The organism is Streptomyces sp. NPDC059169 (assembly GCF_042755225.1).
In the GTDB taxonomy this organism is placed as follows: Bacteria; Actinomycetota; Actinomycetes; order Streptomycetales; family Streptomycetaceae; genus Streptomyces.
In genome coordinates, this window is sequence record NZ_JBHZCF010000015.1 from 143,236 (window position 1) to 169,083 (window position 25,848).

Annotated in this window: 16 protein-coding genes and 2 pseudogenes; 6 read left to right on the plus strand and 12 right to left on the minus strand. The window is 70.9% G+C overall.

All coding sequences use genetic code 11. The annotated features are described in order from the left end of the window. The first annotated feature begins 55 nt into the window (after positions 1–55). Positions 56–478 (plus strand): pyridoxamine 5'-phosphate oxidase family protein, encoded by a 423-nt coding sequence (locus ACFXOM_RS25930; protein WP_384941325.1) that lies wholly within the window; start codon positions 56–58, stop codon positions 476–478. A 458-nt stretch (positions 479–936) separates the two neighbouring features. Here the strand turns inward: ACFXOM_RS25930 and gap are convergent, their stop codons facing one another. The 3 genes from gap to ACFXOM_RS25945 all read right to left on the minus strand — a co-directional run bounded on the left by gap (position 937) and on the right by ACFXOM_RS25945 (position 3,487). After that, positions 937–1,965: a type I glyceraldehyde-3-phosphate dehydrogenase gene (gap, locus tag ACFXOM_RS25935; protein WP_385039505.1), complete on the minus strand. Its 1,029-nt coding sequence runs from the start codon at positions 1,963–1,965 to the stop codon at positions 937–939. 145 nt (positions 1,966–2,110) lie between these two features. Then, a complete protein-coding gene (locus ACFXOM_RS25940; RefSeq protein ID WP_384941328.1) occupies positions 2,111–2,803 on the minus strand; it encodes a response regulator in 693 nt (230 codons plus the stop codon). Positions 2,804–3,355: 552 nt separating this feature from the next. Then, positions 3,356–3,487 carry a hypothetical protein gene (locus ACFXOM_RS25945; protein ID WP_384941330.1) on the minus strand — a complete coding sequence of 44 codons (132 nt, stop codon included), beginning with the start codon at positions 3,485–3,487 and terminating at the stop codon, positions 3,356–3,358. A 446-nt stretch (positions 3,488–3,933) separates the two neighbouring features. Here ACFXOM_RS25945 and adhP point away from each other — a divergent pair, with 446 nt between their 5' ends. Both adhP and ppdK read left to right on the plus strand, forming a co-directional pair. Next, positions 3,934–4,944, plus strand: coding sequence for an alcohol dehydrogenase AdhP (gene adhP, locus ACFXOM_RS25950; RefSeq protein ID WP_384941331.1), 1,011 nt, complete (start codon positions 3,934–3,936; stop codon positions 4,942–4,944). A gap of 112 nt (positions 4,945–5,056) precedes the next feature. Then, positions 5,057–7,777 carry a pyruvate, phosphate dikinase gene (gene ppdK / locus ACFXOM_RS25955; RefSeq protein WP_384941427.1) on the plus strand — a complete coding sequence of 907 codons (2,721 nt, stop codon included), beginning with the start codon at positions 5,057–5,059 and terminating at the stop codon, positions 7,775–7,777. 722 nt (positions 7,778–8,499) lie between these two features. Here the strand turns inward: ppdK and ACFXOM_RS25960 are convergent. Together ACFXOM_RS25960 and ACFXOM_RS25965 are read right to left on the minus strand one after the other, a co-directional pair. Then, the gene (locus tag ACFXOM_RS25960) at positions 8,500–11,328 is read right to left on the minus strand and encodes a cation-translocating P-type ATPase (protein ID WP_385039508.1); all 2,829 of its coding nucleotides are present in this window, start codon (positions 11,326–11,328) and stop codon (positions 8,500–8,502) included. Between the two features lie 2 nt (positions 11,329–11,330). After that, positions 11,331–12,209 carry a universal stress protein gene (locus ACFXOM_RS25965; protein ID WP_384941335.1) on the minus strand — a complete coding sequence of 293 codons (879 nt, stop codon included), beginning with the start codon at positions 12,207–12,209 and terminating at the stop codon, positions 11,331–11,333. 496 nt (positions 12,210–12,705) lie between these two features. Here ACFXOM_RS25965 and ACFXOM_RS25970 point away from each other — a divergent pair, with 496 nt between their 5' ends. Next, a complete protein-coding gene (locus tag ACFXOM_RS25970; RefSeq protein WP_385039512.1) occupies positions 12,706–13,431 on the plus strand; it encodes a CBS domain-containing protein in 726 nt (241 codons plus the stop codon). 497 nt (positions 13,432–13,928) lie between these two features. Beyond that, positions 13,929–16,595 carry a bifunctional acetaldehyde-CoA/alcohol dehydrogenase gene (adhE, locus tag ACFXOM_RS25975; protein ID WP_385039515.1) on the plus strand — a complete coding sequence of 889 codons (2,667 nt, stop codon included), beginning with the start codon at positions 13,929–13,931 and terminating at the stop codon, positions 16,593–16,595. 332 nt (positions 16,596–16,927) lie between these two features. Here the strand turns inward: adhE and ACFXOM_RS25980 are convergent, their stop codons facing one another. The 7 genes and pseudogenes from ACFXOM_RS25980 to ACFXOM_RS26010 form a co-directional block, all read right to left on the minus strand. Next, complete coding sequence (locus ACFXOM_RS25980; RefSeq protein WP_384941340.1) at positions 16,928–17,221, minus strand: hypothetical protein; 294 nt, start codon at positions 17,219–17,221, stop codon at positions 16,928–16,930. A 124-nt stretch (positions 17,222–17,345) separates the two neighbouring features. Next, positions 17,346–18,104 carry a pyruvate formate-lyase-activating protein gene (pflA, locus tag ACFXOM_RS25985; protein WP_385039518.1) on the minus strand — a complete coding sequence of 253 codons (759 nt, stop codon included), beginning with the start codon at positions 18,102–18,104 and terminating at the stop codon, positions 17,346–17,348. Then, positions 18,101–20,363: pseudogene (pflB, locus tag ACFXOM_RS25990) on the minus strand (formate C-acetyltransferase). The gene pflA and the pseudogene pflB overlap by 4 nt, the downstream one beginning before the upstream one ends. Before the next feature lie 280 nt (positions 20,364–20,643). After that, a complete protein-coding gene (locus tag ACFXOM_RS25995) occupies positions 20,644–21,267 on the minus strand; it encodes a hypothetical protein (RefSeq protein ID WP_384941346.1) in 624 nt (207 codons plus the stop codon). Positions 21,268–21,423: 156 nt separating this feature from the next. After that, positions 21,424–23,844, minus strand: coding sequence for a phosphoketolase (locus ACFXOM_RS26000; RefSeq protein WP_384941348.1), 2,421 nt, complete (start codon positions 23,842–23,844; stop codon positions 21,424–21,426). Positions 23,845–23,969: 125 nt separating this feature from the next. Then, a complete protein-coding gene (locus tag ACFXOM_RS26005) occupies positions 23,970–24,800 on the minus strand; it encodes a universal stress protein (protein WP_385039521.1) in 831 nt (276 codons plus the stop codon). A gap of 250 nt (positions 24,801–25,050) precedes the next feature. Further along, positions 25,051–25,491, minus strand: a complete 441-nt coding sequence (locus ACFXOM_RS26010) for a pyridoxamine 5'-phosphate oxidase family protein (RefSeq protein WP_384941352.1) — start codon at positions 25,489–25,491, stop codon at positions 25,051–25,053. A gap of 235 nt (positions 25,492–25,726) precedes the next feature. On the opposite strand from ACFXOM_RS26010, the pseudogene ACFXOM_RS26015 reads away from it, so the two are divergent. Further along, positions 25,727–25,844, plus strand: a pseudogene (locus ACFXOM_RS26015) (polyphosphate kinase 2); the annotation flags it as partial. Positions 25,845–25,848 lie beyond the last annotated feature (4 nt).

Below are 25,848 nucleotides of genomic sequence, written 5' to 3' on the forward strand. Positions count from 1 at the left end.
GGGCTAGGGCCATCCGGCCCTAGCCCAGCCGACACCGACGCCGGATGATGTACCGATGTTCCAGACAGACGGCTTCCGCGAACTCGACCGGCAGGAGTGCCTGCGCCTGCTGGCCAAGGTGCCGGTTGGCCGCGTCGTGTACACCCGACAGGCACTACCCGCGGTCCTCCCCGTCAACTTCTCCCTGGACACGGACACCTCCGTCGTGCTGTGCACCTCGCAAGGCTCGGACCTCGTCCACGCCATCGACGGCGTCGTGATCGCCTTCGAGGCGGACGAGTTCGACGCAGCGACCCGGTCCGGTTGGAGCGTGGTGGTCACCGGGAGGGCCACGGCGGTGTCCGACCCCGCCGAGCAGGAACGGCTCTCGCAGGCCGGCCTCACCTCCTGGATGCCCCTGAAGGAACCGGTGTTCGTACGGATCGGCTCCGAGATGGTCACCGGACGCGAGCTCAGGGGCACGAGCAGCCCGCGGTGAGGTGTGACCCTCGGCGGGCCGAAGACAGGCTCGCGCGGCGACAGGTCTTGCGTGTGGGTCCGGGGCGGTCGTCGAAGGCTGCCGCCCCGTTCGATGGGGACCGCGACCGGCCGGCTCTCCAGGTCCCTGCCGAACGGCCGGGGGTGTGTATTGTGGAGCGATGGCTCCGGCACGACCGTCACTGCTCTTTCCTCCATTCCTCCGCTCCGCGTTCGCGGCCCTGGCCGACCGGCCTCTCGCAGCTACCTGCGACGAGAAGATCGCCCGGGGAAGGCACTACGCCTCGGCCTTCCCACCAGGTTCTGCTCCGTAGAGGGCCGGCCGCGGTCAAGGGCTCGACACCCCATAGGTCCGTCAGCATGTCCACGGTGTCGCCAAGTTGAGGAAGCGGGTAGTCGCCCGGTCCTGGCCCACTGCGGCCTGCCCTTTCGGTCCCCGTCCCGGTCGGTGAGGTCGGGTCAGGTCAGCGGGAGCCGGGTGGCGACGTACTCCGTCAGGTCGAGCAGGCGGTTGGTGTAGCCCCACTCGTTGTCGTACCAGCCGAAGACCTTGACCAGCTCACCGCTGGCCTGGGTCAGCGGGGCGTCCAGGACGCAGGAAGCAGGGTCGCCGACGACGTCGCGGGAGACGATCGGGGCGTCCGAGACCCGCAGGACGCCCTTCAGTTGCCCGTCGGCGGCCTCCCGGAACGCGGCGTTGACCTCGTCGGCGGTCACCGGCCGGTCGAGGACGAGACTCAGGTCGGTCAGCGAGCCGTCCTCGACAGGCACGCGTACGGCGATGCCGTCCAGGGTGCCTGCCAGCTCGGGTAGGACCAGACCGACCGCGCGGGCGGCACCGGTGGACGTGGGGATGATGTTCACCGCGGCGCTGCGGCCCCGGCGCAGGTCCTTGTGCGGGCCGTCGAGGACCACCTGGTCGTTGGTATAGCCGTGGATGGTGGTCATCAGACCCTTGACGATGCCGAAGTGCTCGTCGAGCACCTTCACCATCGGGGCCACGCAGTTGGTGGTGCAGGAGGCGTTGGAGATGACGTGGTCCCGCTCCGCGTCGTATGTGCCCTCGTTGATACCCATGACGACGGTGGCGTCGACGCCCTTGCCGGGCACGGACAGCAGCACCTTGCGGGCGCCGCCCTTCAGGTGCATCCCGGCCTGCTCGCGGGTGCGGAAGCGGCCGGTGGACTCGATGACGATGTCAACCCCGAGACCGGCCCAGTCCAGGGCGGCCGGGTCGCGCTCGGCGGTCACGGCGATGCGCTGTCCGTCGACGGTGATCGAGGTGTCGTCGTGCTCGACGGCGCGGCCGAGACGGCCGTACGTCGAGTCGTACGCCAGCAGGTGCGCCAGCGCGGCCGGAGAGGTGAGGTCGTTGACCGCCACCACCTCGATGGCCGTGCCTGGCTCGGTTTCCGCGCGCTGCAGCAGACAGCGCAGGTAGTTGCGTCCGATCCGGCCGAAGCCGTTGATGCCCACGCGCACGCTCATGTCCGTCGCCCTCCCCGATCGACCCGGTCCGATCCGCGTCGCTGCGTCTTTGCGTGCTGCCAGCCTGGCGTCGGGGGGTGCGGTCGGACATGGGCCGTACGGGGACAAGCCGGGGGACCTTCGGCCCGGGCTCGCCGCGCGGGTGTCAGTGACCCTCTTGCTTCAGCCTGTCCTGGGCCTGAGTGGCGATGACCGCGGCCTGGATGCGCCGTTCCACACCGAGCTTGGCCAGCAGCCGGGAGATGTGGTTCTTGACCGTCTTCTCGGCGAGGTAGAGCCGTTGGCCGATCTGGCGGTTGGTCAGGCCCTCACCGATCAGTGCCAGGATCTCCCGCTCCCGGTCGGTCAGCCCCGGCAGGGCGTCGGGCTCGGGTTCCGGCTCCTGGGCCTGACGCAGCCGGGCCATCAGCCTGGTGGTGGCGCTCGGGTCGAGCAGCGACTGGCCGGCGGCCACGGTACGGACGGCCGAGACCAGGTCCGTGCCCTGGATCTGCTTCAACACGTATCCGGAGGCGCCAGCCATGATCGAGTCGAGCAGAGCCTCCTCGTCGTCGAACGAGGTCAGCATCAGGCAGGACAGTTCCGGCATGCGTGAGCGCAGCTCGCGGCAGACGGTCACGCCGTCGCCGTCGGGCAGCCGCACATCGAGCACGGCCACCTGCGGGCGCAGCGCGGGAACCCGCACCAGGGCCTGCTCCGCCGTGCCCGCCTCGCCGACCACGGTGATGTCCGACTCGTCGTTCAGCAGGTCGCGCACACCGCGCCGGACCACCTCGTGGTCGTCCATGAGGAAGACCCGGATCGGGTTGTCACTACCGGGTCGTTCGCTGTCCGCCATCGACGGCTCCTGTCCTATGTCGTATGTCTCAGGAACCGGAAACCGCCGGATGGGCGGGACCAGTCCTTCCCCGCAACAGATCTTGCGCGATCCATGGGCCGAACGGCCAGGGCCGACCGGCCCATTTCGCTCTGACGTTCTCACATTCCCACGCGTACCGGTTCTGATCGCCCACCGGGCGCCGACCGGTGCCGAACCGTCTGCACGCTACGCCGGAAATGCCGCGATGTGCCGTCAATCGTCTGCCGCACCCCTCGTAGCCGGTCGCTCCCTCACGCTCGGCTTCGCCCGCGCGCGAGGAACCCATCGTGTACGGAGCAGCATGCGATGCAGCCCAGCGCCTCTCCAGGGCACCGCCGAACCGCAGCGGGCGTTGCCGAAGCCGCTCACGAGACCGTGCGGAGCTCCCCACGGGAACCACACCGGCCGAGTCGGGACCATCGGCCCCGGAAACGGCGGCCACCCGGTCGTGAGGCTCGGAAGGAGGGCGGTGCAGTCGTCCGCGGCCCGCTGGTCCCGAATCCGTGGGGGTTTCATGGTGCGGGCGAACGCTCACTCGGCTGCCAGCGGGACGGTCGAGAGGTCGTCGTCGGACTCGACGACCTCGGCGACCCGGCCACGCCGCTGCCGGACTTCGCCTTCGCCGCGGCCGCCGCCCGCAAGGCCGCACTGCGCGCCGTGCACGCGCCGAGCCTGCCGCCGCTGTACCGGCACGGCCCCGTTGTGGGCCGACAGGCCGGCCGGAACGCGGTATCACGAGACAGGCGGAGAAGGTGCTGTCCGGCGCTCTGGTGCCGTGGCGGGAGAAGTACCCGCACCGCGCGGTCGATCTCGCCCGTCCGTCGTCGTGCTGAAGGCCGCCGCTCGATGCGGACTCGTGGTCGTCGGCCGCCGGGTGCACCGGCCGACGCTCGGCAAGCGCATCGGCCCGGTGGTCCACGCGGTGCTGCAGCACGCCGCCCCCGGTCACCGTCGTCCCGCACGACTGCGGGCCGGTTCACGTGCGTCTCGAGGGCCGAGCGGGCCCATGGGCGGGGACGTCCAGGACCTGCCCACCGCGTCGGCACCCGTTCGACGCTGGTACCGCACTGAAGATACAGAGAACAGTCAGAGAACCGAGGAGTTGCGCGATGAAGGCAGCAGTCGTCCGGTCCTTCGGCCAGCCGCTGGTCATCGAGGAGCGTCCGGATCCGGAACCCGGTCCCGGCCAGGTCCGCATCCGGCTGGAGGCGTCCGGGCTGTGCCACACCGATATCCACGCTGCGCATGGTGACTGGCCGGTGAAGCCCACTTTGCCGTTCGTCCCCGGCCACGAGGGCGTTGGCATCGTCGAGGCGCTCGGCGACGGCGTGACCCACCTGGAGGTCGGACAGCGGGTTGCGGTTCCGTGGCTGGGCTGGGCCTGCGGGCGTTGCGAGCACTGCCTGTCCGGCTGGGAGACCCTGTGCGAGCGGCAGCGCAACACCGGATACAGCGCGGACGGCGGCTATGCCGAGAAGATGCTCGCCCCGGCCGACTTCGCCGCCCCCGTTCCCGACGGCATCGACCCACGTGACGCCGCCCCGCTGACCTGCGCCGGAGTCACCACGTACAAGGCACTCAAGGTCGCAGACGTCCGCCCGACACAGCTGGTGGCGATCTCCGGCGTCGGCGGCCTCGGGCACCTGGCCGTGCAGTACGCGAAGATCGCCGGGGCCACGGTGGCCGCGATCGACGTCACCGACGACAAGCTCGACCTCGCCCGCGAGCTGGGGGCCGACATCCTCATCGACGCCCGCAAGGAGGACCCGGCCGAGGTGCTGAAGCAGCACGGCGGCGCGCACGCCGCCATCGCGCTGGCTGTCAACGAGCAGGCGTTCGCCTCCGCCTACGGCGGTCTGCGGCGCGGCGGCAAGCTGGTCATGGTCGCTCTGCCCGCCGGCGGAACCATCCGGGTGCCGATCTTCGACACCGTCCTGAACGGCACCTCCGTCATCGGCTCGATCGTCGGCACCCGCCAGGACCTCGCGGAGGTGTTCCAACTGCACGCAGCCGGACGCACCAAGGTGATCTACGAGACCCGCCCACTGGACACCGTCAACGACTCCATCGCCGACGTCCTCGACGGTCGCATCAAGGCTCGCATCGTCTTCGAGACGTGACCCGACCGAGCCTGTCCGCCGTGGGTCGTGCGCCGACCGGCCACGACGCCCGGCGGACACGACCGAGCCCCACATCCTTCCCTGGGAAAGCCGCATGAAAGGGCACACCGTCGTGGTCCGTTACGTGTACGACTTCACCGCGGGCGGCCGTGACATGGCCGACCTGCTCGGTGGCAAGGGCGCCAACCTGGCCGAGATGACCCGGATGGGGCTGCCGGTGCCGCCCGGATTCACCGTCACCACCGAAGCCTGCCGCGCCTTCCTCGCCACCGGCTCCGAACCGGACGGCCTGGCCGGCGAGATCTCCGAGCACCTGACCATCCTGGAGCAGGCCGCCGGCCGGCGGCTGGGGCAGCCGGACGACCCTCTGCTGTTGTCGGTCCGCTCCGGGGCCCGCTTCTCGATGCCCGGCATGATGGAGACGATCCTGGACATCGGCCTGAACGACGAGTCCGTGCTGGGGTTGGCGAAGTCCTCCGGGAGCGAACGCTTCGCCTGGGACTCCTACCGCCGCCTTGTGCAGATGTTCGGCGGCACCGTCATGGGCGTCGACAGCGCGCTGTTCGAGACCGTGATGGCCCGCCTCAGGGAAACCCGCGGCGCGGCCGACGACCTGGGCCTGGACGCGGTCGATCTGGCCGAGCTCGTCGAGGCGTACAAGGAACTGATCCACCAAGAGACGGGCGAGTACTTCCCGCAGTCCCCCGCCGAGCAACTGCGCCGCGCGGTCCTGGCCGTCTTCGAGTCCTGGAACGGCGAGCGCGCCCGTCTCTACCGCCGCCGCGAACACATCCCCGACGACCTGGGCACCGCCGTCAACGTCCAGACCATGGTCTTCGGCAACCTCGGCACCGACTCCGGCAGCGGAGTCGCCTTCACCCGGGACCCGGCAACAGGGCGCCCCGGCCTGTACGGCGACTACCTGACCAACGCGCAGGGAGAGGATGTCGTCGCGGGCATCCGCAACACCGTCGCCCTGGACGAACTGGGCCGGCTGAACCCCGAGGCGTTCGTCCGGCTCCACGACCACATGCGAACGTTGGAGACCCACTACCGGGACCTGTGCGACATCGAGTTCACCGTCGAGCGCGGCCGACTGTGGATGCTGCAGACCCGGGTCGGCAAGCGCACCGCCGAGGCCGCGTTCGCCATCGCCGCCGCGCTGACGGACGAGGAACTCATCACCCCCGACGAGGCTCTGGCGCGCCTCAGCGGCGACGGCCTCGCCCGCCTGATGTTCCCCCGCTTCGACGCCTCCGCCGTCGGGGACGCCCTCGCACGCGGCATTCCGGCCTCGCCGGGCGCCGCGGCCGGCGCTGCGGTCTTCGACTCCGCCGAAGCGGTACGGCGCGCCGCGACCGGGGAGAAGGTCGTCCTCGTACGGCAGGAGACCACCCCCGACGACCTGCCCGGCATGATCGCCGCCCAGGCCGTGCTGACCAGCCGCGGCGGCAAGACCAGCCACGCCGCCGTGGTCGCCCGCGGCATGGGCAAGGTATGCGTGTGCGGCGCCGAGGAGATCTCCGTCGACCCGCAGGGCCGGCGCTTCAGTGCGGGCGGCAGCACCGTCGAGGAGGGCACGGTCATCTCCGTCGACGGCTCCGAAGGCGCCGTCTACCCGGGCGCCGTCCCGCTGGTGGACTCGGCGGTGATGCGGTACTTCGAAGCAGGTTTCGAGACGGGTACAGAGAGGAGCGCCGACACGAGTGAGGGCTCGGACAGAGTGGTCGACGCCGTCGCCCGTGCCATGCGACATGCCGATGGTGTACGGCGGTTGGGGGTGCGGGCCAACGCGGACACCCCCGAGGACGCCGCCCGTGCCCGCAGGTTCGGCGCCGAGGGCATCGGGCTGTGCCGGACCGAGCACATGTTCCTCGGCGACCGGCGGCAGCTGGTCGAGGCGATGATCCTGGCCCGCGACGACGCCGAACGCGAGCGAGCACTGGACGCGCTGTTGCCGCTGCAACGGGAGGACTTCGTCGGCATCCTGGAGGCGATGGACGGTCTGCCGGTCACCATCCGCCTCCTGGATCCGCCGTTGCACGAGTTCCTGCCGGACCGCACCGAACTCGCCGTCCGCGTCGCTGCGGCCGAGGCACACGGAACCCCGCCGAGCGCGCACGACACCGAGCTGCTTCGAGCCGTGAACCGGATGCACGAGGAGAACCCGATGCTCGGCCTGCGCGGCGTACGCCTGGGGCTGGTGGCACCGGGACTGGTCGCCATGCAGGTGCGGGCGATCGCCGAGGCGGTCGTCGAGCGCAGGCGGGCGGGCGGTGATCCGCGTGCGGAGATCATGGTTCCCCTGATCGACACGGTCGAGGAACTGCGGCTCGTACGCGAGGAGGTGGAACAGGTGACAGCCGAGGTCAGCAGGGCCACCGGAGTGCCCGTCGAGTGCCCTGTCGGTACGATGATCGAGCTGCCGAGGGCGGCTCTGACCGCGGGCCGGATCGCCGAGGAGGCGGAGTTCTTCTCCTTCGGCACGAACGACCTGACCCAGACCACCTGGGGCTTCTCCCGCGACGACGTGGAGGCGGCGTTCTTTTCCGCCTACCTTGACAAGGGCATCTTCAAGGTGTCCCCGTTCGAGAGCATCGACCGCGATGGTGTCGGCCGCCTGGTCGAGATCGCGGTCGCAGAGGGCCGCGCGGCCCGGCCCGGGCTGAAGATCGGGGTCTGCGGCGAGCACGGCGGAGACCCGGACTCCGTGCACTTCTTCCACGGCGCGGGACTGGACTACGTCTCCTGCTCACCGTTCCGCGTCCCGGTCGCCCGCCTGGAGGCCGGACGCGCCGCGCTTCCCGGGACGCAGACCAGCGACAGCCGCTGACACATCCCGAAGGGCCGAAGCCGGACGGGAAGGAACCGGCTCCGGCTCTTCGGGCTGCCGGCTGCCGACGGCCGACGGCCGACGGCATGTGAGAGCACACCAGCCGTCTCCAGGCCTGGGGACCACCGACGGCGGACCTCCGGCGGTGGTCGGCGTACAGGAAGAACCGCACTGGGGCCAGGCGCCATGTCGACGGCGTCGCTCCTCGGCCTCCACCAGGACCCGTGACAAGGACGTCGAAGGCGTTCACGTTCTGCGGAGACTTGATGCCGAGCCGATGGGCGGCGACCCGCGGGGACAACGTTGCGCCGTTCCGTTCTGCGTTCCAACACCCCGTCCGCCCTGAGCAGTTACATCTGCTGCACCCCCAGGTCCTTCACCAGGGGCCCGAGGAGACCGATCGGCACCTCGTACTGCCCCGCGATGATCTCGGCTAGGGCTGCCTCCGGCGTCTTCGCCAGCGTGCCTCAGGCGGTCTGCGGCATGGCCCACGGGGCGGCGGTCAGGGCGGTGAACCGAAGGGCCGGCCCGCGACCGCCTCGAAGAACGGCCGCATGCCCGACCCCGTTCGTTCCGCCCCGCGACGGCGACGGCCACGGCGCAAAGCCGGGTCCTGGTGCCGGTTCACCTGCCGGTGTCCGGCATCAGGACCTTGGCGCGGGCTCCCCGAAGGCTGCCGGTCGTCGGCAGTTGCTCGGAGAGGCGTTCTCCGGGTCCGGCCGTCAGCGCCGGTGGGTCGCGTCCACCGGGCGGCCGAGCCGTGTCCGGCAGGTGCGCCAGGCGTGCTCGGTCAGCAGCACGGTGGAGGCCGTGGTGAGGCAGATCGCCCACTGGGCGGGGCTGAGCGGCACGGTGTCGAAGACTCCCTGGGCCATGGGCACTTGCACGGCGACGACCTGGAGGGCCAGGACGGTGGCCAGGCAGATCCACAAGGCGCGGTTGTGCAGCTGGTGGCGGCCGAGGACGGGGCCGTCCTCGCCGCGTGCGGCCAGGGCGTTGCACAGTTGGAAGAGGACGAACGTCGTGAAGGCCATGGTGGCGGCGGTCGCGGTGTCGGTGAGGTGCCGGGCGCCGGCGAAGACGGCCAGGGTGCCTGCGGCCATGACCGCGCCGGAGCGGGTGATGGCGGCCAGGCGGCGGGCGTTCAGGATGCGCTCACCGGGCGGGCGGGGCGGACGCCGCATCACGTTGTCCTGCGGCGGGTCGATGCCGAGGGTCATGGCGGGCGGTCCGTCCATGATGATGTTGACCCACAGCAGCTGGATTGCGGACATGGGCGCGGGCAGTCCGGCCAACACGGTGGCGAGCAGGGTGAGGATGGCGCCGATGTTGGTGGACAGCTGGAAGCGGACGAACGTGACGATATTGTCGTATATGGAACGGCCCTCGCGGACCGCGCGGACGATGGTGGAGAAGTCGTCGTCCGTCAGGACCATGTCGGCGGCCTCTTTGGCCACGTCGGTGCCGGTCATGCCCATCGCGACGCCGATGTGGGCGGCGCGCAGGGCGGCAGCGTCGTTCACGCCGTCTCCGGTCATGGCCACGATGTGGCCCTTCTCGGAGAGCGCGCGGACGACGGTCACCTTGTGTTCGGGGGCGACGCGGGCGAAGACACCGAAGTCCTCGATGCGGTCCGCGAGTTCCTGCTCGCTCATCCGGGCCAGTTCTGTGCCTGAGACGACGTCGCCGGTGATGCCGAGTTCGCGCGCGATGGCGGCGGCGGTGTCGGCATGATCCCCAGTGATCATCTTGACGGTGACGCCGGCGGCCTGCGCCAGGGCGACGGCGTCGCGGGCCTGAGGACGCGGAGGGTCGGCTATCCCCGCGATCGCGGTCAGGGTCAGTCCCGTCACCTCCCGGGGGGCCGACCGGTCCGTGGTGCCGGTGGCTGCCCCGAGGACCCGCAGGCCCTGACCGCCCATCCGCCGGGCGGCGTCGGTGACCTCACGGCGACGCTCGGCGTCGAGGGGGACGCGGCACTGTTCGGTCAGGACGTGGGTGCAGCGCTCCAGCAGGACGTCGACGGCTCCCTTGGCGTGGACACGGACGCGCCCGTCCTCCGCGTCGGTGTGGAAGGTCGCCATGTACTTGGCGGCCGGGTCGAAGGGGATCTCACCGGTACGCGGCATGCGGTCGCGGAGTCCGGCGTCGACACCGGCCTTGGCGGCGAGTACGGCCAGGGCGGCCTCGGTGGGGTCTCCTATGACGCCGTCCGGGGTGACACGGGCGTCGTTGCACAGCGCGAAGGGCAGCACCGCGTCGCACAGGGCAGGCAGAGGCGCGTCATGCGGGGTCACATCGCGCTTGGCCTCGTCGTGCAGGGCCGCATCGTGCGGGTCCCGGCCGTGCCGCTCGTCCACAGGGCGGACGGTGCCCTCGGTGTCGTATCCCTCTCCGGTCACCTCATAGGCGCGCCCGGCGGCCCACAGGGCGCGGGTGGTCATCTCGTTCAGGGTCAGGGTGCCGGTCTTGTCGCTGCACACCACGGTCGCCGCGCCGAGTGCCTCGACGGAGGCCAGGCGCTTGACGATGGTGCCGCGGCGGGCCATGCGGTGGACGCCCAGGGCCAGGGTGAGCGCGAGAACGGCCGGCAGGCCCTCGGGAATCGCGGCGACGGCCAGGGCCACCGCGCGCAGCGCGAGGTCGGCGATCTCCTCACCACGCAGGAGGGCCACGAGCGCATAGGCGGCCACGGCGATGCCGCTGACCAGGGCCAGGCGTCGGCCCAGGCCGTCCATCTGGACCTGGAGCGGGCTTGGCGGTTCCGCGCCGGTCCGCAACGCTTCGGCGATCGCGCCGACCTCGGTGCGCATGCCGGTGGCCGTGACGATCATCTCGGCGCGGCCGCGGGTCAGCGCGGTGTTCATGAAGAGCATACCGGTGCGCTCGGCAACGGGTACGGGCCCGGCACCGTCGGCCCCGGTGGGCGCGGTCGTCTTGGTGACGGGCTGGGACTCGCCGGTCAGCGCGGACTCGCCCGCCTCGACCGACTCGGCGACCACCAGGCGCCCGTCGGCCGGGACACGGTCGCCGGCTTCCAGCAGGACGACGTCGCCGGGCACCAGGGTGCCGGCCGGGATCTCCTTCACCTGGCCGTCGCGGCGCACGCGTGCCGTGGGGACCAGCATCTGACGCAGGGCCTCCAGGCTGCGCTCGGCGCGGCGTTCCTGCAGGTAGCCGATGGTGGCGTTGATAAGCAGGACGACCGTGATGACGAGGGCGTCCTTGATCTGGCCGATGATTCCGGCGACGGCGGCGGCGGCGAGCAGGATGCCGATCAGCCAGCTACGGAACTGGTCCAGCAGGCGCAGCCACTGCGGTCGGCGCACCGGTTCGGCCAGTACGTTGGCGCCCCAGGCGGCGGCCCGCTGCTCGGCGTCCGCCGTGGTCAGGCCCGTGGCCGGGAGCACGGCCAGTAAGTCCGCCACTTCGGCGGCGTCGCGCCGGTAGGCGTCCGGCTGCCGGGGCGTCGGTACCGGCAGGGCGTGGTCTACGGCCGTGGTCTGCACGGGCAGGGTGTCATTCCCTGCCGTGGACCGCTCCTCGGGCACGGTCACTCCTTGCCACGGACGACGGTGACGGGGCAGTGGGCGTGGTGAAGCAGGGCCTGGCTGACCGAGCCGAGCAGCAGGCCGGCGAAGCCGCCCCGGCCCCGGGCTCCGGTCACCACCAGCTGGGCGGACCTGCTCGCCTCGATCAGCTCCTCCCGCGTCCCGCCATGCACCACGCGGCGCTCCACCACCACACCCGGGTACCGCTCCTGGCGTCCGGCGAGTGCCTCGGACAACAGTCGCTCCTCCTCCCCGGCGAGAGCGCCCGGCGGGTTCGCGTAGGGCAGCGACGGGTCCTGCGGCGCGTGCATCGGCGCGTTCCAGGTCGTCCAGGCATGCAGCGCCACCAGCGGCGCCCTCCGCAGCTCGGCCTCGGCGAAGGCGAAGTCCACCGCTGGCGCACCCGCCGCCGAGCCGTCGACGCCCAGCACGATCGGGCCTTCCGTACTCGGCTGCTCCCGCACGACCAGCACCGGACACCGGCCATGTGCCGCCAGATGGACGGCCGTCGACCCGACCAGCAGCCCGACGAACCCGCCCATGCCGCGGGACCCGACCACCACCAGCTCGGCCGCACGCGACTGCGCCTCCAGGACCGTCAGTGGCTCTCCGGGCACGACGGCATGGCTGACCTCGACCTCGGGTGCCGCGGCGCGCGCCCGCTCGACCGCCTCGGCCACCAGACGGTCGGCCAAGTTCCGGAGCCCGCCCTCGGGCGGGCCCGAAGGTGACGGGCCCAAGGGCACGTGCAGCGCGGGCCAGATGAACGCGTGCACCACCCGCAGTCCCGCCCCGCGCAACCGTGCCTCCCGCGCCGCGGCCTCGACCGCGGCGAGACTCGACGCAGACCCGTCCACACCGACTACCACCACACCGCTCATCGTGCCTCCCACATCCAGTGCCTACGCCATTGCTCTCACCCGTCACGCTCCCCCGAACACGCCCGGTGTGCATGGGCCTGATGGCGCCACGGCCAGGGCCGACCGGCGCTCCTTCACGGCGGCGACACACCCGTCCTCGCTCCGGCGGACGATCGTTGCGGCCGACGCCGTGGCGGCGTCGTCACCGACCGGGTCCAGGCGACAGGAGGAAAGTTCGCCTCGTGGCTCAGGGCCGGTCGGCCCTGCCCCGTCGATCCGGTGCACGGAAGGCTGTAGAGGCATCGAGGGCCGGCCACCCGGGACGGGCCAACGGGACGGCAGCGGCCGGACCGGCCGCCCGTACCCGAGAGTTCCGGCCCCCGATGCAGGCCACCGGCACCTCGCACTGTGGCGGCACAGGACGGCCCGCAGCGGCCGTACGCGGGGAAGGCGATCGCTCCACAGGCACCGGCAGAGGCCGGTGCCCCCACGGACACCAGCGGAGAAGGGAACTGCCGTGAAGACATCCAAGGTCGGCGAAGTGATGACCCCCGACGTCGTCCAGGCTTGCCAGGAGACGCCGTTGAAGGACGTGGCACAGCTGCTGGCCCGGCACAGGATCAGCGGCCTGCCGGTGGTGGACGCCGACGACAAGGTCCTCGGGGTGATCTCCGAGACCGACCTGGTCCGCCGTCAGACGGCGGGGGCCCGGCGAGCCCAGGGCATCCGCTCCCGGCTGCCGGCGCTGCGCCGCAAGGCCCGAGTCACCGCTGCCAAGGCCCGTGCCATGACCGCCGCGCAGCTGATGTCGACACCCGCGATCACCGTGCACCCGGAGCAGCGTGTCGCGGACGCCGCGCGGGTGATGGAGCGTCACCAGATCGAACGACTGCCCGTAGTGGACGAGGAGGACCGCCTTGTCGGCATCGCCACCCGCCGTGACCTGCTGCGGGTCTTCTTGCGCACGGACGAGGAGATCCGGCAGGAGATCATCGACGAGGTCCTGACCCATGCCATGTGCCTGCCGCCCCACATCGTCATCGTCTCGGTCCACGACGGGATGGCCACGCTGGAGGGACGCCTGGAACGCCGTAGCGACATCCCGGTGGCTGTCCGGCTTTCCTGGCGGGTGGACGGGGTGGTGGGTGTGATGAACAGTCTCACGTTCCTCGTCGACGACACCCGCCCGCCCGAGAAGCATCCCTCGCGCTGGATCCCCCACCGCTGGCTTTCCGAGCGGTGACGACGCCCCCAGGCGTGCTTCGCCGACGCACCCCTGGTCGAGCGGCCACGGGCGGTGGTGATGCCGCCCAGGTCGAGGATGTCACCGGCCGGCCGAAGGAGACGAGGAGCACAGTGACGGCCTCCTTCGCGTCGGGGCCATCGCCGGAGACGAACACTACGGGTCCTTTCCGGCGGTACGGAGGCCTCGGGTGATCCGTGGCGCCAGGACCAGGCGAACGTCCATACCCCCACCGTCCCCCAGGACGTCGACGACGCTCTGCGGGCGCCGGCGAACGCCCGCCCCGGTACGGGGTCCCGCACATCTCGCTGTCCCGGCCGATCGGCCCTGCCGATCCGGCCCGGTCGGGCCGCGGCCGGGACCTTCGACTTCTGGGTGACGGCTCCCGTCCGAGGGACGGTGGTGGTGGGAGCGGCACCGATCCCCCGCGGTGCCGCTCCCACACGGCACGTGCCGGTCTTCCGGCCCACGACCTCGACGACGGAGGCACGACCCCCATGGCCCGACAGGACGCCCCAACCCGCCCCGCCGCCCCGAGCGGCGAGCCGTCCGAGACCGCCATCGCCGTCGATCGGCTGGTCGCGAACGGGCTCAAGGCGCTCGCCGACTACGAGGACCTGACGCAGGAGCAGGTCGACCTCATCGTGAAGAAGGCGTCGGTCGCCGCCCTGGATCAGCACACCGCGCTCGCGCGGCTCGCGGTCGAGGAGACCGGCCGCGGTGTCTTCGAGGACAAGGCCGCCAAGAACATGTTCGCGTGCGAGCACGTCACGGACAGCATGGGCAAGATGAAGACCGTCGGTGTCATCGCCCGCGACGACATCGAGGACATGATGGAGATCGCGGAACCGGTGGGTGTGGTGTGTGCGATCACTCCGGTCACCAACCCGACCTCCACCACGATCTTCAAGGCGCTCATGGCGCTGAAGACCCGCAACCCGGTCGTGTTCGCCTTCCACCCCTCGGCCCAGCGCTGCAGCGCCGAGGCGGCCCGGATCGTGCGCGACGCGGCCGTCGCCGCGGGCGCGCCGGAGCAGTGCGTCCAGTGGATCGAGACCCCGTCCGTCGAGGCGACCGGCACGCTCATGCGTCACCCGGGGGTCTCGCTGATCCTCGCCACCGGCGGCAACGCCATGGTCAAGGCCGCCTACTCGGCCGGCAAGCCCGCGCTTGGCGTGGGCGCCGGCAACGTTCCCGCGTACGTCCACAAGAGCGCCAAGCTGCGCCGCGCCGTCAACGACCTGGTGTTGTCCAAGTCGTTCGACAACGGCATGATCTGCGCCTCCGAACAGGCCGTCATCCTGGACGACGAGATCTACGACGAGGCTCTGACGGAGTTCCGTACGCTGCACGCCCACCTGGCGACCGCCGAGGAGAAGGCGAAGCTGGAGGCGTTCCTCTTCCCGCCCGGCAAGGCCGCTCCGAGTGGTGGCTGCGAGCCCAAGGTCAACGCGGCGGCCGTGGGACAGAGCCCGGCATGGATCGCCGAACAGGCCGGTTTCAGCGTGCCCGCCGGCACCTCCCTCATCCTGGTCGAGGCCGAACGCGTGGGCCCGGACGAGCCGCTGACCCGCGAGAAGCTCTGCCCGGTCCTCGCCGTCCTGCGGGCAGGCTCCGAGCAGCAGGGTTTCGACCTGGCCGCCGACATGGTCGCCTTCCACGGGCAGGGCCACAGCGCCGTCATCCACACCGATGACCGGGCACTCGCCGAGGCGTACGGCAGGCGCATCAAGACCGTACGGATCATCGTCAACGCGCCCTCCTCACAGGGCGCCATCGGCGGCATCTACAACAGTCTGCTGCCGTCCCTCACCCTGGGCTGCGGCTCCTGGGGCAGCACGTCGGTGTCCAACAACGTCTCCGCCGCCCAGCTCCTGAACGTCAAGCGGGTCGGCACGCGCCGCAACAACCTGCAGTGGTTCAAGATCCCGCCGAAGATCTACTTCGAGCCGCAGGCCATCCGCTACCTGACCTCCATGCCGGACGTCCACCGCGTCACGATCGTCACCGACGCCACCATGACCCGCCTCGGCTTCGTCGAGCGCGTCGACCGCGTCCTCAAACGCCGTGCCGAACCCGTGACGCTGCAGATCATCGACAACGTCGAACCTGAACCCAGCATCGACTCCGTGCAGCACGGCGCCCGCCTCATGCGGGACTTCTGCCCGGACACGATCATCGCGCTCGGGGGCGGTTCGCCCATGGACGCGGCGAAGGTGATGTGGCTGCTGTACGAGCACCCGGACGTCGACTTCGCCGACATGCGGCACAAGTTCTCCGACATCCGCAAGCGCGCCTTCCGCTTCCCCACACTGGGCACACGCGCCCGCCTGGTCTGCGTGCCCACCACCTCCGGCACCGGCGCCGAGGTCACCCCGTTCGCCGTCATCTCCGACCCGACCACCGGCAAGAAGTACCCCCTCGCCGACTACGCGCTCACCCCGAGCGTGGCCATCGTCGACCCCCTCCTGACCACCGCCCTTCCCCCGGCCCTGGCCGCCGACAGCGGCTTCGACGCCCTCACCCACGCCATCGAGGCGTACGTGTCCGTCTACGCCAACGACTTCACCGACGGCCTCGCACTGCACGCGATCCGCCTGATCTTCGACAACCTCGAAGCGGCGGTCAACGACCGCGAGGGGTCGGCGGCGGCCCGGGAGAAGATGCACAACGCCGGCACCATCGCGGGCATGGCCTTCGGCAACGCCTTCCTCGGCATCGTCCACGCCATGTCCCACACCCTCGGCGCCACCTTCCACATCGCCCACGGCCGCACCAACGCCGTCCTGCTCCCCCACGTCATCCGCTACAACGGCACCGTCCCCACGAAGTTGACCGGCTGGCCCAAGTACGAGAACTACCGCGCTCCCGAACGCTTCCAGGACATCGCCCGCGCCCTCGGCCTGCCCGCGGCCACCCCACAGGCGGGTGTGGAGGCCCTCGCCTGGGCTGTTGAGCGGCTGCGTGACGCCGTGGGCATCGAGCCGTCGTTCCAGGCGCTCGGCGTCGACGAGCGGAGCTTCCTGCTCGCGCTGCCCCAGCAGGCCCTGAACGCCTACGAGGACCAGTGCGCGCCCGCCAACCCGCGGATGCCCATGCTCGACGACATGGCGGAGATCATGCGAGCTGCCTACTTCGGCTCGGTCAACGGATCCGGCGACTAGCACCCATCGCTGGTGGTGCGCCCAGGCGCACCACCATGGCGGAGGCGCGTCGTGCCGCATCGGCCTCCACGCCCACGCGCTGCCTTCGCCACGCCCCGATGCCTGCAGAAGGGTGGCTCGTCAGGGCCCTGGTACCGAGCACCGACTGACGGGTCAGAGCGCGATGTCGGGCACGTCTCGTAGGGGACGACGGGGTGTCGCGGGGCCTGACGGGCCATATCCGAGGCGCAGGACCGTCTGCACATGCCCGGTGCCTCTCACCGGACCGCGCAGTGGCCGACGCAGGTCGGGCCGTTCCAGAGCCCGGGTGACGAAGGAGCTGGACAGGCCCTTCACAACCACAGCTCGGCGGCCCGAGGGTCCGGCAGCAGCCGGGTCTGCGCATGCCACCGTCTGTGCACGGCAGCTACCCGCAGGTTCACCATCGCGGCGCCGCGGCCGAGGTGCAAGGCACGGCCAGGGGGGTCGGTGTGCTGCGGCGCGTCGGGGGTCCGAGCGCACCCGGAGGGTTCGGCTGCCGAGAAGGCAGCGGAACCCTCCGGCTGCGCGTTGTGCAGGGACGGCGCGGCCGTCGCGTCGTGGACCAGGGCTGTCACCGTCTCCTGGGTGAGCGATGGCGTCGACACCGAGTGCTCCCCCTGGCTCCTCGAGCGCGTTCTTCGTCCCCGACCCGCGCACCTCCAGGGTGCCACCGCCGCTCGGCCTTCGACCGGCTTCCCGGTATCTCGCCCGGGCGTGACATGCCTCTGTTCACAGGGCCCGCAGGCCGTGCTCCCGGAACTGCTCCCGCACCCGCTCCGTCAGGTCCGCGTCCGGTGTCGGTGTGTCGCGCAGGGGGAAGGGGGTGCCCAGCGCGTCGTACTTGTGGGCGCCGAGCTTGTGGAACGGCAGGACGTCGACCCGGTCGACGTTGCCCAGCCCGGCGAGGAAGGCGCCGAGGCCGTCGATGGCCGCCGGGTCGTCGGTCCAGCCGGGGACGAGAACGTAGCGGATCCACACAGGCACGCCGAGCCGGTCCAGGCGGGTGGCGAAGGTGAGGGTGGGGGCGAGGTCGCCGCCGGTCAGCTTCCGGTAGGTGCGGATGTCGAAGGACTTGATGTCCAGCAGGACCAGGTCGGTGTCGGCGAGCAGTTCGTCGCTCGCGCGGGCGCCGAGGAAGCCGGAGGTGTCCAGGGCGGTGTGCAGGGCGGTGTGCAGGCCGAGTTCCTTGCAGCGGCGGAAGATCGCGGCCGTGAAGGCCGGCTGGAGCAGGGCCTCGCCGCCGGTGAGGGTCACTCCCCCGCCTGCGGTGGTGATGAAGGGCCGGTACTTCTCGATCTCGGTCATCACCTTGTCGACGGTGGCCGGATTGCCGTCGCGCATGTGCCAGGTGTCCGGGTTGGCGCAGTACAGGCAGCGCAGCGGGCAGCCGGAGAGGAAGAGCACGAACCGGGTCCCGGGACCGTCCACTCCCGTGGACAGGTCCCAGGAGTGGATCCGGCCCGCCACCGGCTCGGCGGTGGTGTTCACAGCGATCCGTGGAAGGTGCGGCTGATCACGTCGAGCTGCTGCTCGCGCGTCAGACGGACGAAGTTGACGGCGTATCCGGAGACCCGGATCGTCAGCTCCGGGTACTTCTCCGGGTGTTCCATGGCGTCCTCCAGCGTCGCGCGGTCCAGGACGTTGACGTTCATGTGGAAGCCGCCGGAGGCCATGTAGGCGTCGAGGATGCCGGTCAGGTGCGCGGCACGCTCGGCCGGGTCGTGGCCGAGGCCCTCGGGCGTGATCGTCGTCGTGAGCGAGATGCCGTCGCGGGCCTGCTCGTAGGGCAGCTTGGCCACCGAGAGGGCCGAGGCGGCCACCCCGTGCCGGTCACGGCCGTTCATCGGGTTCGCTCCCGGCGCGAAGGGCGCTTCGGCACGCCGGCCGTCGGGGGTGTTGCCGGTGTGCTTGCCGTAGACCACGTTGGAGGTGATGGTCAGCACGGACTGGGTGTGCTCGGCGTCCCGGTACGCGGGGTGCTCGCGCACCTTCGCCATGAACGACTTCACCAGGTCGGTTGCGATGGCGTCGGCCCGGTCGTCGTTGTTTCCGTACGCCGGGTACTCGCCCTCGACCTCGTAGTCGACAGCCAGGCCGGTCGCGTCCCGGATGACCTTCACGCGCGCGTGTTTGACGGCCGAGAGACTGTCCGCCGCCACCGAGAGTCCGGCGATGCCGCACGCCATGAACCGGTGCACCGGATGGTCGTGCAGCGCCATCTGGATCCGCTCGTAGGCGTACTTGTCGTGCATGTAGTGGATGACGTTGAGCGCGTTGACGTACGTGGCCGCCAGCCAGTCGAGCATGTGGTCGTACGCCGCCCGCAGCTGCTCGTAGTCCAGGTAGTCACGAGTCAGCGCGGGCGCCTGCGGGGCGATCTGCTCGCCGGTCATCTCGTCGCGGCCGCCGTTGATCGCGTACAGCAGGGCCTTGGCCAGGTTGACGCGGGCGCCGAAGAACTGCATCTGCCTGCCGACGGCCATCGCGGAGACGCAGCAGGCGATCGCGGTGTCGTCGCCGGTGCGCGGGCGCATCAGGTCGTCGGACTCGTACTGGATGGCGCTGGTGTCGATGGAGAGCTGGGCGCAGAACCGCTTGAAGCCCTCGGGCAGCCCGGGCGACCACAGGACGGTGAGGTTGGGCTCGGGTGCCGGGCCCAGGTTGTAGAGGGTCTGCAGGAAGCGGAAGGACGTGCGGGTGACCAGCGGGCGGCCGTCCATGCCGATGCCACCGATGGACTCCGTCACCCAGGTCGGGTCACCGGAGAAGAGCGCGTCGTATTCGGGGGTACGCAGGAACCGTACGATCCGCAGCTTGATCACGAAGTCATCGATCAGCTCCTGGGCGCGACTCTCGTCGATCGTCTCCTCGTCCAGGTCCCGTTGGAGGTAGACGTCGAGGAAGGTAGGAGGTGCGGCCGAGCGACATGGCGGCGCCGTTCTGCTCCTTCACCGCGGCCAGGAAGCCGAGGTAGAGCCACTGCACCGCCTCGTGCGCGGTGACGGCAGGGCGGGAGACGTCGCAGCCGTACGAGGCAGCCATCTGCGCGAGTTCGCCCAGCGCCCGGATCTGTTCGGCCAGTTCCTGGCGGTCGCGGATGACGTCCGGGCTGGACGGCTGGGCGTCCAGCCGGGCCCGTTCGGCGCGCTTGGCCTGGATCAGCCGGTCGGTGCCGTAGAGCGCGACGCGCCGGTAGTCGCCGATGATCCGGCCGCGGCCGTACGCGTCCGGCAGACCGGTGATGATCCCGGCCTTGCGAGCGGCCCGCATCTCGGGGGTGTACGCGTCGAAGACACCGTCGTTGTGCGTCTTGCGATAGGTGCCGAAGACGCGGGTGACGAACGGGTCGGGCTCGTAGCCGTAGGCCTTCAGGCCGTTCTCGACCATCCGCAGGCCGCCGTTGGGCATGATCGCGCGCTTGAGCGGGGCGTCGGTCTGCAGGCCGACGATCAGTTCGCGGTCGCGGTCGATGTAGCCCGGCCGGTGCGAGGTGATGGTGGACGGCAGGCCCGTGTCGACGTCGAGGATGCCCCGGCGCCGCTCCTCGGGGAACAGAGCGGTGATTTTGCCCCAGACGGCGAGCGTGCGCTCGGTCGGGCCGGCCAGGAACGCGGAGTCACCGTCGTAGGGTGTGTAGTTGGCCTGGATGAAGTCGCGTACGTCGACTCGGTCCCGCCAGTGCGTGCCGGCGAAGCCGCGCCATGGCTCGGTCGCCGTCCGGGGTCCAGCTGTCGCCGTTGCCTTCATCGCCGGTCTCTCCCTCACTCTGCCCGTGGAAGTTCTTCACTCTTGGTGTTCGACTTTGATACTCGTCGCTCGCGACACCCCCGGAGAGGGCTTCTCGGCGCACCTGGGGCGCTCCACTCGTCCCTCTCGTGCCGGGCCGTAGGTCCCTGCAGGACCAGGGCTCCGCTTCTCGTCGCCTCGCCTGGACAAGACCCACCGTGCGCCGCCTCGCGGGAGCACAGGCAACCGGGGCACCCCCGCCGGCAAGCGGAGGCGCCCCGGTCAGAGGAGTGTCCGACCTTCACAGGAGCCAGCGGTTGCGGCTGACGAAGGGCAGCCGTGCCCATGCCTTGCCCAGGCCCCAGGTAGCGCCGGCGCCCGCGGCCGCGAGGGCGATGAGGACGACGGCGTAGATGAGGTGGTAGTCGGCGAACGGGTTGGTCGACATACTGGCCGACCCGTCGGACAGGTGCCGGGCGGGCGGCCACTCCGCGATCCACATCAGCGCCATCATCAGCGTGCCGGCGACCGCCGCGAGCCGCAGGCCGATGCCGGCGACCAGGGCGAGACCGATGCCGAGCAGGCCGAGCATGAACAGCCAGTCGGCCCAGGCGGCCCCCGCCCAGTCGTGGAAGGTGGACTCCATCGGCCCGACGGCCACACGACTCAGGAAGCCCTTGGTGGGTGAGCCGCCGTCGATCCAACCGTTGCCGGACTGGGTGGCGTAGCCGAAGCCGAAGGTCTTGTCCAGGAACGCCCACAGGAAGACGAACCCGGTCAGCAGGCGCAGACCGGCGAAGGCGTACGCCTGGGTGGCCGTCGCCGCCGCGGTCGTCACCTCACCGGACGCGGGCGCCGTCCCGCTTCGACGCAGGGACGGGAAGCGGAGTCCCAGGTGCCGGTGGGGGTGGTTGTGCACTGCCATGATGCTCATCCCTTTCGAGGGCTGTGACGCACAGGATGCGGGTCGACTTCTCGTGGTGTCTCCAATGTCCCGCGTCACTCACGTCCGTCGGAGGGGCTGCAAGGCCCCGGGCAGCGGGCCGAACGTCCCGCTGCCCGGGAACTCTTGGCATCAGGTTCAGCCGTCCCAGGACCAGTCGGCGACCTCCGGCAGGTCGACGCCGTGGACGCGGATCCACTCGGCGTGGCGCAGCCGGGTGTCCTCCATCCGCTGGCGTACGGCCGCGGCGCGCACCGCCAGGCCGGGCACACGGTCGATGACGTCCATGACCAGCCGGTAGCGGTCGAGATCGTTGCCGACGACCATGTCGAACGGCGTGGTCGTCGTCCCGATCTCCTTGTAGCCGCGCACGTGGAGGTTCTTGTGGCCGGTGCGGCGGTAGGCAAGGCGGTGGATGAGCCATGGGTAGCCGTGGTAGGCGAAGATCACCGGCTTGTCGGTGGTGAACAGGCCGTCGTACTCGAAGTCGCTCATGCCGTGCGGGTGTTCCTCGCTGGGCAGCAGCCGGGCGATGTCGACGACGTTCACGACGCGGACGGCGATGTCGGGCAAGTGTCGGCGCAGCAGCTGGGAGGCGGCCAGGACCTCCTGGGTGGGCACGTCGCCCGCGCAGGCCAGTACGACGTCCGGCTCCCGCCCGTTCTCCGTCCCCGCCCACTCCCAGATCCCCGCGCCACGGGCGCAGTGCACCTTCGCCTGTTCCATCGACAGCCAGTCGAAGCAGGGCTGCTTGCCCGCCACGATCACGTTCACGTAGTCCTTGCTGCGCAGCGCGTGATCGGCCACCGACAGCAGCGTGTTGGCGTCCGGCGGCAGGTAGACCCGTACCGCTTCCGGGCTCTTGTTGAGGATGTGGTCGACGAAGCCGGGGTCCTGGTGGGAGAAGCCGTTGTGGTCCTGCCTCCACACGTGCGAGGTGAGCAGGTAGTTGAGGGAGGCGATGGGAGCGCGCCAGGGCAGGCGGCGGGTGACGCGCAGCCACTTGATGTGCTGGTTGACCATGGAGTCGACGATGTGGACGAACGCCTCGTAGCAGGAGAACAGCCCGTGCCGGCCGGTCAGCAGATATCCCTCCAGCCAGCCCTGGCAGGTGTGTTCGGACAGGATCTCCATCACCCGGCCGTGCCGGTCCAGATGCTCGTCGACGGGAAGGGTCTGTGCCTGCCACGCCTTGCCGCTGGCGCCGAAGACGGCCTGGAGGCGGTTGGAGGCGGTCTCGTCCGGTCCCACGAGGCGGAAGTCACGCCGCTCGCGGGTGGCGTGCATGACGTGTTCCAGCAGATCGCCGAGGACACGGGTCGGTTCGTGCAGGGTCGCGCCGGGCTTGTCGACGGGCACGGCGTAGCGATCCAGTGGGGGCAGCGGCAGTTCCCGCAACTGCAGGCCGCCATTGGCGTGCGGGGTGGCGCCCAGGCGCCGGGAGCCTTCCGGGACGCAAGACAGCACCTGCTCGCGGGGGCTGCCCTGCGCGTCGAAGAGTTCTTCCGGCTTGTACGAGCGCAGCCATGTCTCCAGCTGTCGCAGATGCTGCGGGTTGTCCCGTACGGCGGCCAGCGGCACCTGGTGGGAGCGCCAAGTTCCCTCCACCGGCAGCCCGTCGACCTCCGCCGGGCCGGTCCAGCCCTTCGGTGTGCGGAGCACGATCACCGGCCAGTGCGACCGCTCGGACACGCCGTCTTCGCGCGCGCTGCGCTGCAGGAGCGCGATGCGGTCCAGCGCGTCGTCCATCGCGGCGGCCATCGCCCGGTGCACCGTCATCGGGTCGTCGCCGCTGACGTGGATCGGGATGTGGCCGTATCCCCGCAGCAGGGCGTCAAGTTCACTGTCGGGCAGGCGGGACAGCACCGTCGGGTTGGCGATCTTGTAGCCGTTGAGGTGGAGGATCGGCAGGACGGCGCCGTCGTAGACGGGGTCGAGGAACTTGTTGGAGTGCCAGGAGGCGGCCAGCGGGCCGGTCTCCGCCTCGCCGTCGCCGATCACACAGGCGACGAGCAGCTCCGGATTGTCGAGGGCGGCGCCGTAGGCGTGGGAGAGCGCGTAGCCCAGCTCGCCTCCCTCGTGGATCGAGCCGGGTGTCTCGGGGGCCACGTGGCTGGGCACGCCGCCGGGGAAGGAGAACTGCCTGAACAGCCTCTCCATGCCGACCGCGTCCCGGGTGATGTCGGGGTAGGTCTCGCTGTAGGTGCCCTCCAGCCAGGAGTTGGCGAGGACCGCGGGGCCGCCGTGACCGGGCCCCCAGATGCACAAGGCGTCCTGGCCGCGGGCCTTGATGACGCGGTTGAGATGCGTGTGGACCAGGTTCAGCCCGGGCGAGGTGCCCCAGTGGCCGAGCAGCCGCGGTTTGACGTGCTCAGGACGCAGCGGCTCGGTCAGCAGGGGGTTCGCCATGAGGTAGATCTGACCGACGGACAGGTAGTTCGCGGCCCGCCAGTGGGCATCCAGCGTCCTCAGCTCGTCCTCGGTGAGCGCAGCGAGATGAGGGTCCCCCTGGCCGGAGGCTGGGGGAGGGGCGGACGACTGCGGTGTATCGACGGACATCAAGGGTTCCCTTCCGGGTCGGGGCGGTCGGAGGTGCAGGGGGGTCCGTGCCTCCCCACACTCCCCCACCCAGCCGGGCACCCGACAGGGCCGACCGGGCCATCCGCGTGGCCCGGCGGCGGGCGTCAAGTGGTCGGCACCAGCACCACGGGGCAGTGGGAGTGATGCAGCAGGACATGGCCGACCGGGCCGATCTGCGGACCGATCCGGCCGGCGCGCCGGCGCATGCCGATGACCACGACGTCGGCCTCGCGGGTACCCGCCAGCACGGCGTGGGCCGGTCCCGTGCGGACCGTACGGCTGTCGACCTCGACCTCGGGGTACTCCTCACGCAGCCGGGCGACGCTGAATCGCGGCACGGCCACTTCCGCCCGGTCGTTTCTGGCCTGGCGCTCCTGGCCGGGGCTCGTCGCGGCCACCAGAGAGGGCAGTTCGGGGGTGGTGTGCCGGTGCGTCGACGCGTGCAGGACGCGCAGCCGAGTCCCGCGTCGTGCCGCTTCCCGGAAGGCGTAGGCGGCTGCGGCCGTATCGGCGTCGCTCTCCAGGCCGAGCAGTACCTCGCCGCCCCGGCCGCAGGGGTGATCCCCGCGGACGATCAGCAGCGGACCGTGCGTGTGCGCGGTCAGGCGCCAGCTCACCGAGCCCGCCAGCAGGCCACTGACACTGCCGAACCCACGGGTGCCCACGACGGTGAGCGCCGCGCCCTCGCTCTCCGAGGCCAGTGCCCGCACGGCGCCGCCCTCCACGGCCCTGGTCTCCACCGACAGACCGGGATGACGCCCCTGAACCCGGGAGGCAGCCGACGCCAGAACCGGCCCCGCCTCGTCGCGGTCGGCCACGGCGTACACGATGCGCAACGCGGTGCCGCGGCCCGCCGCCTCATCGGCGGCCCGGTCCAGCGCCCGTACGGCGACCAGCGAGCCGTCCACACCGACGGCCACATGACCGATAGTCATGGTCCTTCTCCTCATCTCTCCGTTCGCGGGATATCGGCCCTTGTGCGGACCGAGGACCGTGGTCGAGTTCGCCGTCGGCGACCGTGCTGTCGATCCCGCGGCTGCTCCACAGCCAGATGCTCGTCGTCCACGGCCCCTCCGGGGCAAGGGCCTACTGAGCCCGTCCACACGCCGGACGGCCCACGTGTTGTCGGGCCGGCCGGTCCCGGCCCGACCGGACGGGAGGGAACAGGAGGAGGAGAGGGGATGCTCAGACGGTGAGATCCACCCCGTAGAGGGAGCGTCCGCCGACGAGTTCTCGCCCGGTGACCAGTTCGGGCTCGATGCGGACGAATACCTCCTGCGGTGAGGGCACCCAGGAGACCGGCCCGGTGCGGGCCAGGCGTTCGATCTCGGCGGGGTCGGTCACCACCGTGGCCGTGCCCGTGACGACGACGCTCCAGCCGGCGTGGCGGACCGCGTCGACGTCGTCGGCTTCGAAGGCGACCACCGCGCCGTCGATCGCGCAAACCAGCTCCGAGACGGCGGAGGTGCACAGCAGGACGGCGCCGTCGCCGTCCATGCCGAAGTTCACCGGCAGCACGGCGGGCAGGGCCTGGCGCGTGTACACGATGCGGCCGACGGGCACCTTGGCCAGCCGCCGCAGGCACTCCTGCCGCCCGAGTTCGTGGAAGCCGTCGTTGGGGTTCATCAGCCAACCCGTCCTTCGCCTGGTACAGCGGTTCTGCGTCTCTCCATCCTGAGTGGCACGAGACCAGGGAGTGAGGGGCCATCGGTCCCGGCCACACCAGAGAACGACCCGCGCCACACGGCGATCGACGGGCCCGCCCGGCCCCTCCGGGCGGGCGGGAGCCACTCGGGCCGGTCTGCCGACCACACCGCCGGACAGCACGGCACATCGACCAACATCGGACCATAGGACCCGTCTGCCGGATCACGAGGTGTCGCCCCCGGTGCCGGAACTTCCTGAGCGGCCCCCGTCAACCGGCTACGAGCGCCCGCCGCGATCTGCGGACCTGAGGCACCGATCACGCGGCGAGCCTTGAGA